9 protein-coding genes and 1 pseudogene are annotated in these 10,287 nt (G+C 65.9%); 8 read left to right on the forward strand and 2 right to left on the reverse strand.

The window, feature by feature from the left end; genetic code table 11:
- The 3 genes and pseudogenes from RMO23_RS10090 to dctA all read left to right on the forward strand — a co-directional run.
- A pseudogene (locus tag RMO23_RS10090) lies at positions 1-163 on the forward strand (NUDIX hydrolase); the annotation flags it as partial.
- Positions 164-542: 379 nt separating this feature from the next.
- Positions 543-2,573, forward strand: a complete 2,031-nt coding sequence (locus RMO23_RS10095; protein ID WP_309681054.1) for a 4-oxalomesaconate tautomerase — start codon at positions 543-545, stop codon at positions 2,571-2,573.
- Positions 2,574-2,649: 76 nt separating this feature from the next.
- Entirely contained in the window at positions 2,650-3,978 is a 1,329-nt protein-coding gene (gene dctA, locus RMO23_RS10100) for a C4-dicarboxylate transporter DctA (RefSeq protein ID WP_309681056.1), read from the forward strand.
- A 14-nt stretch (positions 3,979-3,992) separates the two neighbouring features.
- Here the strand turns inward: dctA and RMO23_RS10105 are convergent, their stop codons facing one another.
- Together RMO23_RS10105 and RMO23_RS10110 are read right to left on the reverse strand one after the other, a co-directional pair.
- Positions 3,993-4,916 (reverse strand): LysR family transcriptional regulator, encoded by a 924-nt coding sequence (locus RMO23_RS10105; RefSeq protein WP_309681058.1) that lies wholly within the window; start codon positions 4,914-4,916, stop codon positions 3,993-3,995.
- Positions 4,897-5,118: a hypothetical protein gene (locus tag RMO23_RS10110; protein ID WP_309681059.1), complete on the reverse strand. Its 222-nt coding sequence runs from the start codon at positions 5,116-5,118 to the stop codon at positions 4,897-4,899. Before RMO23_RS10110 ends, RMO23_RS10105 begins: the two co-directional genes overlap by 20 nt.
- Here RMO23_RS10110 and RMO23_RS10115 point away from each other — a divergent pair.
- The 5 genes from RMO23_RS10115 to RMO23_RS10135 all read left to right on the forward strand — a co-directional run.
- On the forward strand, positions 5,027-6,055 hold the full coding sequence (locus tag RMO23_RS10115; RefSeq protein WP_405041590.1) for a Bug family tripartite tricarboxylate transporter substrate binding protein: 1,029 nt from the start codon (positions 5,027-5,029) through the stop codon (positions 6,053-6,055). The genes RMO23_RS10110 and RMO23_RS10115 overlap by 92 nt on opposite strands.
- 27 nt (positions 6,056-6,082) lie before the next feature.
- A complete protein-coding gene (locus tag RMO23_RS10120; protein ID WP_309681063.1) occupies positions 6,083-6,940 on the forward strand; it encodes a MaoC family dehydratase N-terminal domain-containing protein in 858 nt (285 codons plus the stop codon).
- Between the two features lie 17 nt (positions 6,941-6,957).
- Entirely contained in the window at positions 6,958-8,139 is a 1,182-nt protein-coding gene (locus RMO23_RS10125) for a CaiB/BaiF CoA-transferase family protein (protein ID WP_309681065.1), read from the forward strand.
- 1 nt (position 8,140) lies between these two features.
- A complete protein-coding gene (locus RMO23_RS10130) occupies positions 8,141-8,983 on the forward strand; it encodes a CoA ester lyase (protein ID WP_309681067.1) in 843 nt (280 codons plus the stop codon).
- A gap of 25 nt (positions 8,984-9,008) precedes the next feature.
- Positions 9,009-10,287, forward strand: a 1,279-nt coding sequence (locus RMO23_RS10135; RefSeq protein WP_309681069.1) for an adenylosuccinate lyase family protein, incomplete at its 3' end; no start/stop codon positions are given.

The following is a 10,287-nucleotide window of genomic DNA, read 5'->3' on the forward strand; positions in this document are numbered from 1 at the left end:
GGACGAGGGCATTGTGCGCACGGTGTGGCTGACGGCCGATGAAATCCGGGCCTGCGTGCCCCGGCACCGCAGCCCGCTGGTGTTGACCTGCCTCGAAGACTACCTGGCCGGACGGCGCTACCCGCTCGCACTGATCACCACGGACCCCTCGGTATTGCTATAAAATAGCTGTATACACATATACAGCCTGCGCAAAATTCCGATTTCACTCTGAAATCCTGTAGCAGGACAGCCCCGATAGCGTGGCAGGGCCTGCACCGCTACGCGGCAGGGGCCAGCTGCGCAAGCGAGCCACCCAAGCCTCCATGCGCCTATTGCTGCAAGCAACGCACCAATTGCATCAAAAGATGCAATTTACAACGCAGTGCCCTTGGCGAAAAATCAGCCTCCTGTCAAAGCCCTTGTAGTTGCCCGCCCGCGTGGCTGTGCAATGGGCCGCTCCCTTCACATAAAGCGGCGGCAGGAGCCTCGCAAACTCCGCCACGCACAGGAAACCCGATGTTGAAACTGATCACCGCTTGCTGCCGGCTAGCAAGCTCGCCATGCTGAACCGAACAATACCCTGCGTGCTGATGCGCGCCGGCACCTCGCGCGGCCCGTTTTTCCTGCGCGAATGGCTGCCCCATGGCGATGAAGCCCGCGACCAGGCGCTGATTGGCGCCATCGGCGCTTCAGACCCGCTGCAACTCGATGGCCTGGGGGGCGGCAGCACGCTCAACAGCAAGGTCGCCATCGTGTCGCGCTCCAGCCAGCCCGGCTGCGACCTGGACTACCTGTTCGCGCAAGTCGGCGTCGGCCACCAGTCGGTGGACACCCGGCCCAACTGCGGCAACATGCTGTCCGGCGTCGCGCCGTTCGCGATTGAACAGGGGCTGATCCCGGCGCAGGACGGCCACACCACGGCACGGGTCTACAACGTCAACACCGGCGCGCGCATCGACGTGACCGTCTGCACGCCCGGCGGCCGCGTCACGTACGAAGGCGATGCGCGGATTGACGGCGTGGCCGGCACCGCCGCGCCTATCCTGCTGAACTTCCTCGATGCCTGGGGCGCCATCACCGGCCAGCTGTTCCCGACCGGGCAGCGCATCGACGTGATCGACGGGCTGGCGCTGACCTGCATCGACGCGGCCATGCCGCTGATGATCCTGCGCGCCAGCGACCTGGGCCTGACGGGCCGCGAGCGGCCTGCGGAACTCGATGCCAACACGGCGCTGCTGGCGCGCATCGAGGCCTTGCGCCGGGTGGCCGGCGCCCGCATGGGCCTGGGCGATGTGTCGGACAGCGTGATTCCGAAGCCGGTGCTGGTCAGCGCGGGCGACGGTCCGCTGAGCATCACCTCGCGCTACTTCACGCCCCGGCGCTGCCATGCGTCGCATGCCGTGACCGGCGCCATCGGCGTGGCGACCGCTTTTGCCCTGCCCGGCACGGTGGCCAGCGGCATGGCCAGGACGGCGGGCAAACACCCGCTGACGGTATTGCACCCGGCCGGGCAGATCGACATTGAAGTCGAGCTGCAAGGCGAAGGCCAGGACGCCACGATCGAGCGCGCCGCGCTGGTTCGCACCGCCCGCAAGATCATGCAAGGCGAGTTGCACCTGCCCGGCTACGTGTTTTCCCGATCCAGCCCCGATCCGGCAGCGAGCCTTGATGCGGCCCGGCCCTTCCCCGGCAAGGACATCCAGATCATCGTGCCGACCAGCGCCGGCGGCGGCAACGACACCATGGCGCGCACGCTGACGCGCAAGCTCGGTCCGGTGCTGGGCCAGGCCGTGACGGTGGACAACCGCGCCGGGGCCAACGGCAGCATTGCCAGCGACTACGTGGCCGCAGCCCAGCCTGACGGCCATACCCTGATGCTGGGCTACATCGCCACCCACGGCATCAACCCGGCCTGGCAGGCGCTGCGCTACGACCCGGTGGCCGATTTTTCGCCGGTCGGACTGGTCGGCCATTCGCCCACGCTGCTGGTCGTTCATGCCGACCTTCCGGTGCGTAGCGTGGCGGAACTGGTGGCCCTGATCCGGGCCCAGCCCGGCCGCTTCAGCTACGCCTCGGCCGGCGAAGGCACGGCGCCGCACCTGGCGGCCGAACTGTTCAAGCTGCGCACCGGCATCACGCTCACCGGCCTGGCCCATGCCGGGGCGGCACCGGCTATTGCCGACATCGCGCGCGGCAACGCCCAGCTGATGTTTCCCAGCCTCTTTACCGCCCAGCCCTATTTGCGCAGCGGCAAGCTGCGGGCGCTGGCGGTGGCCGGGCCGGCGCGCCTGGCCAGCCTGCCCGACCTGCCCACGCTGGCCGAGGCGGGCGTGGCCGGCATCGAACTGACGCAGTGGTACGCCTTGTTCGCGCCGGCCAAAACGCCGGCGCCGGTGGTGGCGCAGTTGAACCAGGCGCTCAACACCGTGCTGCAGGACCCTGAAATCATCGCCCGCTTCGACGCCGACGGCGCCCAGGTGCAGACCAGCACGCCCGAAGCGCTGCACCGTCTGCTGCTCGCCGAGCGGACCAAGTGGCGGCAGGTGGTGCAGCAGACCGGCTTGCGGATGGAGCCGCAGCTGGCCGAGTAGCCAGCCGTTTGCCCCCAGGCATGCACCCACTTCGGAATTGAAATTGCAACCATATGCACCCGACAAGGAGACAACCATGAAACCCGTCAAGCTCATCAAACTGTTATACGTCCAGGTCCTCATCGGCCTGCTGCTCGGCATCGCCGTCGGCCACTACTGGCCCGAGTTCGGCGCGTCGCTCAAGCCGCTGGGCGACGGCTTCGTCAAGCTCGTCAAGATGATGATCGCGCCCATCGTCTTTTGCACCATCGTCAGCGGCATCACCTCGCTGGGCGAGTCCAAGGAGATCGGCAAGACCCTGATCAAGTCCATGGGCCTGTTCTACGTGCTGACAATTCTGGCGCTGCTCACCGGGCTGGCCGCCGTCTTTTTACTGCAGCCCGGCGCAGGCATGCACATCGACCCCAAGACACTGGACGCGACCGTCGCTGCCAGGTTCAGCAAAGGTGGGCCCATGGGCTTTACGGAATTCGTGCTGCACATCATCCCGACCTCGTTCTTCGGCGCCTTTGCCGAGGGCGAAGTGCTGCCGGTGCTGCTGCTCGCGGTGCTGTGCGGCTTTGGCCTGACGCACATCGGCCGCGCGGGACGGGTCGTGCTCGACGGCATCGACAGCTTTTCGCACATGCTGTTCGCCGCCTTCAGCCTGATCATGCGCGTGGCCCCGCTGGGCGCGTTCGGCGCCATGGCCTTCACGGTCGGTCGCTACGGCATCAAGTCGATTGGCTCGCTGGGCCTGCTGATCGGCACCTTCTACGTCGCCTGCATCTTTTTCGTCGCCGTGGTGCTCGGCCTGCTGGTCCGCGCCCATGGTTTCAGGCTGTGGCAGCTGATGCGCTACATCCGCGAGGAACTGCTGGTGGTGCTCGGCACCTCATCGAGCGAGCCGGTGCTGCCGCGCCTGCTGATGAAGCTTGAGCGCCTGGGCTGCAAGAAGGGCGTGGTCGGCATGGTGCTGCCCACCGGCTACTCCTTCAATCTCGACGGCACCGCAATTTACCTGACGCTGGCATCCATGTTCATTGCGCAGGCCTGCGACATCCACCTCACCTGGGTGCAGATTGCCGGCATGCTGGGCCTGATGCTGCTGACCTCCAAGGGCGCGGCCGGTGTCACGGGCAGCGGTTTTGTTGCGCTGGTAGCCACGCTCACCGTGATGCCCGACCTGCCGGTGGCCGGCGTCGCGCTGATCGTGGGCATTGACCGTTTCATGTCGGAGGCGCGCGCGCTCACCAGCACCATCAGCAACGCAGTGGCCTGCATCGTGGTCTCGAAATGGGAGCGCGCCTGCGACAACGACGTGCTGCTGCGTGAACTGGCACAAGGCTATACGGAGGCGGAAGCGACACAGCAAGACATCCCTCCCTTCCCCATGGCCGTGCCCGCCCACCAGGCAGCGGCGTAATACGGTCCCGGTCTTCAGGCCGGATCGCCCGCAGCCGGCTTGCGGGTCTCCAATGCCGTGCGCAGATGCTGGTGAAACACCTCGGCCGCCGGCCTCAGGGTGACGCCGTGGCGCGTCAGCAGTCCCACCCTGCGCACGGTTTGCGGCTGGCGCAGGGAGATGCCCACCAGCGTGGCGTGCGTAGTGGACAGCGCCATGCGCGGCACGGCCGCCAGGCCCAGGCCCGCCTCCACCATGCCCAGCAGCGTCGCGACGTGGCTCACCTCGAACGCAAAGCTCGGGTTCAGGCCTGCCTTGGTCAGTGAGTCGTCCAGCAGCTGGCGGTTGCCGCTGCTTCGCGCCACGGCAATCAGGCTTTCCTTTTCCACATCCGCCCAGTTCACAGCCTTGCGCCCGGCCAGCGGGTGAGTGCGCGGCATTGCCAGCACGAAGGGATCGTCGCGGATTGACTCGAAGCCAATCTCGGGCATCAAGGTATTCATGAAGCCGATGCCAAAGTCAGCATCGCCCGAGAGCACGCTTTGCAGCACCTGGTTCATCGACCCATCGACCACCCGCACGCGGATGCCGGGGTAGTTCCGGGAAAAACTGCTGATCACACTGGGCAAGAAGTACAAGGCGGCCGACGGCACGCAGGCCACCGTCACGCGCCCGCCCCGGTGGGGGGCGATGTCTGAAATGCCAAGCATGGCCGCCTCCAGGTCGTCCAGCGCGGTGCGCGCGCGCTCCAGGAACACCCGGCCCAGCGGCGTGAGCTCCACCTCGCGCGTGGTGCGGTTGAACAGGCGCGCGCCCAGGATGGTTTCCAGCTTGTCGATGCGCCGGCTCAAGGCCGGGGCCGACAGGTTGATGTGGTCGGCTGCAGCGCGAAAGCTGCCCCGCTCCGCCACGGCCACGAAAGCCTGCAGTTGCTGTAAATCAAAATTGATGCGTGCCATGCAGCAATCGTAGCAAAAGTTGCACTTCACAGCCATTAACGATAGCGGGATGATGACGTCCTGAGCCAAGGTCATGCACCTGATCCAAAACCCCATCGAAGGAGACATCCATGCCGCATTCACGAACTTCCCCATCATCCATGTCGTTGACACCTTCAACGCGCCCCATGCCCTTCAGGCCCGCACTGACCGGGCTTTGCATGGCGCTTCTGGCCGCGACCTGCGGCCAGGCGCTGGCACAAGCCTGGCCCGAGAAAACCATCACCATCGTAGTGCCCACCGCCGCTGGCGGCGCCAATGACGCGATGGCGCGCATCATCGGCCAGGGCCTCGGCGTCCGGCTGGGCAAGCCGGTCATTGTTGAAAACAAGGCCGGTGCCAATGGCGCCATTGCCAGCGAGTACGTGGCCCGCGCCGCGCCCGACGGCTACACGATCATGTTCGGCTACATCGCCACGCACGGCATCAACCCGGCGCTGCAAAAACTCAAATACGACCCGGTGGCCGATTTCGAGCCCATCGGCATGGTGGCCGCTTCCCCGACCGTGCTGGTGGTCAGCAACTCGGTGCCCGCCAAGAATGTCAAGGAACTGGTGCAACTTATCAAGGCCAAGCCGGGCTCATTCAGTTATGCGTCGGCCGGCAACGGCACCGCGCCGCACATCGCCGGCGAACTGTTCAAACTGTCCGCCGGGCTGGACGTGGTCAGCATTCCGTACAAAGGCTCCGCACCCGCCGTGGTCGACACCATTGCGGGCAACACGCAGTTCATGTTTCCCAGCCTGTTCACCGCCTACCCGCAGGTCAAGGGCGGAAAACTCAGGGCCATCGGCATTGCGGGCGAAAAGCGCTCGCGGCTGTTGCCCGACCTGCCGACCCTGGCCGAGCAGGGCGTTGCAAACGTCAACATGTCGCAGTGGTACGCGATGTTTGCGCCCGCCAAAACGCCCAAGGCCGTTATTGACCGGCTGAACCGCGAAATGAACAGCGTGCTGGCCGACAAGGCGGTTCAGAAACGAATCGAGGACCAGGGCGCCGAAGTCGAAACCGGTACCCCCGAGCAGCTCAAAGCCCTGGTGCAAAAGGAAGTGGCGCACTGGAAAAGCGTGGTGGCCAAAGCCCAGATAAAAGCTGAATAACCCAAACCCTTCCGAAAGAGCACTCCCATGAATTTGCAAGACTGGACCGGCCGCAGCGAAACCATCGACGATGTGGCCACTGCAACGCCTTATGCCGCATTGACCGCCACACTCGACTGGCCGGCAACGCCGGGCCAGGAGCGCCCGGCGCCCGGCACGCCACTGCCACCTCTCTGGCATTGGTTGTACTTTCTGCCGATCTACCCGCAATCGGAAATCGGGTCGGATGGCCACGCCAGGCGCGGTGGATTCTTGCCGCCGGTGCCACTGCCGCGCCGCATGTGGGCCGGCAGCGACTTCACCTTTCACGAGACACTTGTCATTGGCGACTCCCTGAGCCGGACCTCAACGATTTCCGACGTGAAGGAGAAGTCGGGCCGCACGGGCCGCCTGATTTTTGTCAAGGTGCGCCACGAAATCCGCCGCAACGGCAGTCCGGACGTGGCGCTGACCGAGCACCACAACATCGTCTATCGTGCGGCGCCCCAGCCCGGCGACGTGAACCCGCCGCCGCAGGCCGCGCCTGAAGCGTCGGCCTGGGAACGGCGCATCGTACCCGACGACGTGCTGCTGTTTCGCTATTCGGCGCTGACCTTCAACGGCCACCGCATCCATTACGACCGCAAATACGTCACCGAGGTCGAAGGCTACCCGGGCCTCATCGTGCATGGCCCGCTGATTGCCACGCTGCTGATGGACCTGCTGCGTCGCCAGCAACCCGAGGCGAGAGTAGCGCGCTTCGAGTTCAAGGCCGTGCGGCCGACCTTTGACATCCACCCCTTGTCCGTCCACGGCCAGCCCTCGGCCGATGGGAAAACGGTGCATCTGTGGGGCCGGGACCATGAAGGCTGGCTGACGATGGACGCCACCGCAACGCTCGCCTGAGCAGGACAGACACTTTTATGCAACCCCTGAAAAACATCACCGTCGTCACACTGGAGCATGCGATTGCCGCGCCGTTCGCCACGCGCCAGCTGGCCGACCTGGGCGCCCGCGTCATCAAGATCGAGCGCCCCGGCGTTGGCGACTTTGCGCGCGGCTACGACGAACGCGTGCGCGGCCTGGCCTCGCATTTCGTCTGGACCAACCGCTCCAAGGAAAGCCTCACGCTCGATGTGAAGCATGAAGAAGCGCAGAAAATTTTGATGCGGCTGATTCTGGAAGAAGCCGATGTCGTGGTGCAAAACCTGGCGCCCGGCGCGGCGGCCCGGCTGGGTTTGTCGTATGAGGCGCTGTCGGCGCTCAAGCCCGGCATCATCGTCTGCGACATTTCCGGCTACGGCAGCGACGGCCCCTACCGCGACAAGAAAGCCTATGACCTCTTGATCCAGAGCGAGGCCGGTTTTGTGTCCGTGACGGGTACGCCGGAGACGCCGTCCAAGGCGGGACCGTCTATTGCCGACATTGCCGCCGGCATGTACGCCTACACCAACATTCTGGCCGCGCTCATGCACCGCCAGCAGACCGGCGAAGGCCAGCACATCGACGTATCGATGCTCGAATCGCTGACGGAATGGATGAGCTATCCGCTGTACTACGCGTTTGACGGCGCCGCGCCGCCGCCGCGCACGGGGGCCAGCCACGCCACCATCTACCCCTACGGTCCCTTCCCCGCCGGGGACGGAAAAACCGTGATGCTGGGCCTGCAGAACGAGCGCGAATGGAAAATCTTCTGCGAAAAACTGCTGCTGCAGCCCGAGCTGGCCAACGACGAACGCTTTTCAGGCAATGCAAAACGCAGCGCGGCGCGCGCCGAGTTGTCGGCGCTGATTGTTGAAGCATTCGCCCCTTTCACCGCCGAACAGGTGTCAAGCCGGCTGGAGCACGCCGGCATTGCCAACGCCCAGGTCAACAGCATGGCCGAGGTGTGGGCGCATCCCCAGCTCAAGGCGCGCGACCGCTGGCGCGAGGTGGAAACGGCGGCCGGCCGGGTTCCCGCGCTGCTGCCGCCCGGCTCGTGGCAGCATGGCGCGCCGCGCATGGACGCCGTGCCCGCGCTGGGCCAGCACACGGAGGCGATCCTGGGCAGCCAGGGCTACAGAGCGGAGCGCATGGGCGAACTACGCGCTGAAGGCGTGGTCTGACATGTCCGACCATCCACCCCAGACCTACCTGTTCGTGCCCGGCAACCGTCCCGAGCGCTTTGCCAAGGCGCTGGCCTCGGGCGCCGACCGCATCATCCTGGACCTGGAAGACGCCGTGGCGCCGGCAGACAAGGCAGCGGCGCGTGCCGCGATGGCCGAATGGATGGCAGGCTGTGCTCCGGGCATGCGCGACAAGGTGCTGATCCGCCTCAACGACGCCGCCACGCCCTGGCATGCGCAAGACCTGGCGCTGGCCCGCAGCGTGCAGGCGGTGTGCGTCATGCTGCCGAAATGCGAGGCCGCCGCCCAAGTGGCTGTCGTGATGGCCCAGCTGACAAGCAACGCGACCGTGCTACCGCTGATCGAAACCGCGCGCGGCATGCTGGCCCTGCCCGAGATCGCCGCCGCGCCCGGCGTGGCCCGGCTGGCCTTTGGCGCGCTCGACTACATGGCCGACCTGGACATTCCGGCGGACAGCCTCGCGCTGGATGTTGCGGCGTCGCAGATCGCCGTCGCCTCGCGGGCCGCCGGCCTGGCGTCGCCACTGGCCGGCGTCACGCCCGCGCTGGATGCCGCCAAAGTCACCGACGACATGCGGCATGCGCGCAGCCTGGGCTTCGGCGCCAAGATGTGCATCCACCCCGCGCAGGTCGCCGCCGTGCGCGCCGCGCTGGCGCCCAGCGCCGAAGAACTGGCGTGGGCGCATCGCGTGCTGCAGGCCTGGCAGGCCTCGGGCGCCGGCGCCTTCCAGCTGGACGGAAAAATGGTGGACCGGCCCGTGGTCCTCAAAGCCCAGCGCATCGCAGCGCAAGCCGCCCGCACCGATTCAAGTCTCACCCCCTAAACACAAACCCCACAGGAGAACCCCCATGTCATCCACCATCATCGACTCCAGAATCTTCGGCGACATGTTCAGCGACGCCAAAATGCGCCAAGTCTGGTCCGACGAAAACCGCACCGCCAAGTACCTCGACATCGAGCGCGCGCTGGCCAAGGTGCAGGGCGAGCTGGGCCTGATCCCGAAAGAAGCGGCCGACGAGATCGTCAGGAACTGCAACATCGAGCAGATCGACTGGGCCCGGCTCAAGGCCAAGACCGAGCAGATCGGCTACCCCATCATTGCCGTGGTCAACCAGATCAACGCCGCCTGCCGTGACAAGCTGGGCGAATACTGCCACTGGGGCGCGACCACGCAGGACATCACCGACACCGCCGCCGTGCTCCAAATCCGCGAAAGCCTGGCGCTGGTGGAAGAAGACCTGAAGGACATCTCCAACTCGCTGGCCAGGCTGGCGCTTGAGCATCGCGACACGCCCGTCATCGGCCGCAGCAACCTGCAGCAGGCCACGCCGATCACCTTCGGCTACAAGATGGCCAGCATCCTGGCCGGCATCGAGCGCCATCGCGAGCGGCTGGAGCAGCTCAAGCCGCGCGTGCTGGTGGGTGAATTCGGCGGCGCGTCGGGCACGCTGTCGTCGCTGGAAACCGGCGCCATGCAAACGCAGGCCGGGCTGATGAAGGAGTTGGGCCTGGGCCAGCCGCTGATCTCGTGGCACACCGTGCGCGACAACTTTGCCGAGGTCGGCGCATTTTTGGGGCTGGTCGGCGGCTCGCTCGGCAAGATCGCCATGGACGTGAAGCTGATGATGCAGACCGAGGTCGCCGAGGTGTTCGAGCCCTATGCGCCGGGGCGCGGCTCGTCATCGACCATGCCGCAAAAGCGCAACCCGATCTCCTGCCTCTACATCCACGCCAACATCTCGGTCGTGCGCCAGCTGGCCGCCTCGCTGATGGACGCGATGGTCGCCGACCACGAACGCTCCACCGGCCCGTGGGAAATCGAATGGGTCGCGCTGCCCGAAATCTTCTGCCTGATGTCGGGCGCGCTCAAGCAGACCAGGTTCATCCTCGGCGGCCTCGAAGTCGATGCCGCGCAGATGCGCCGCAACATCGACATGACGCACGGGCTGGTGATGTCGGAAGCCGTGATGATGGGCCTGGGCCCCTACATCGGCCGCGAATACGCGCATGACCTGGTCTATGACATCTGCCGCGCGGCCCTGCAGCAAAAGCGCCCGCTGATCGACCTGCTGGCCGAGCACCCCGAAATCAACAAGCATGTGACGCGTGAGCAGCTGGCGTCTTTTT

Source organism: Polaromonas sp. (assembly GCF_031411155.1).
In the GTDB taxonomy this organism is placed as follows: Bacteria; Pseudomonadota; Gammaproteobacteria; order Burkholderiales; family Burkholderiaceae_C; genus Polaromonas.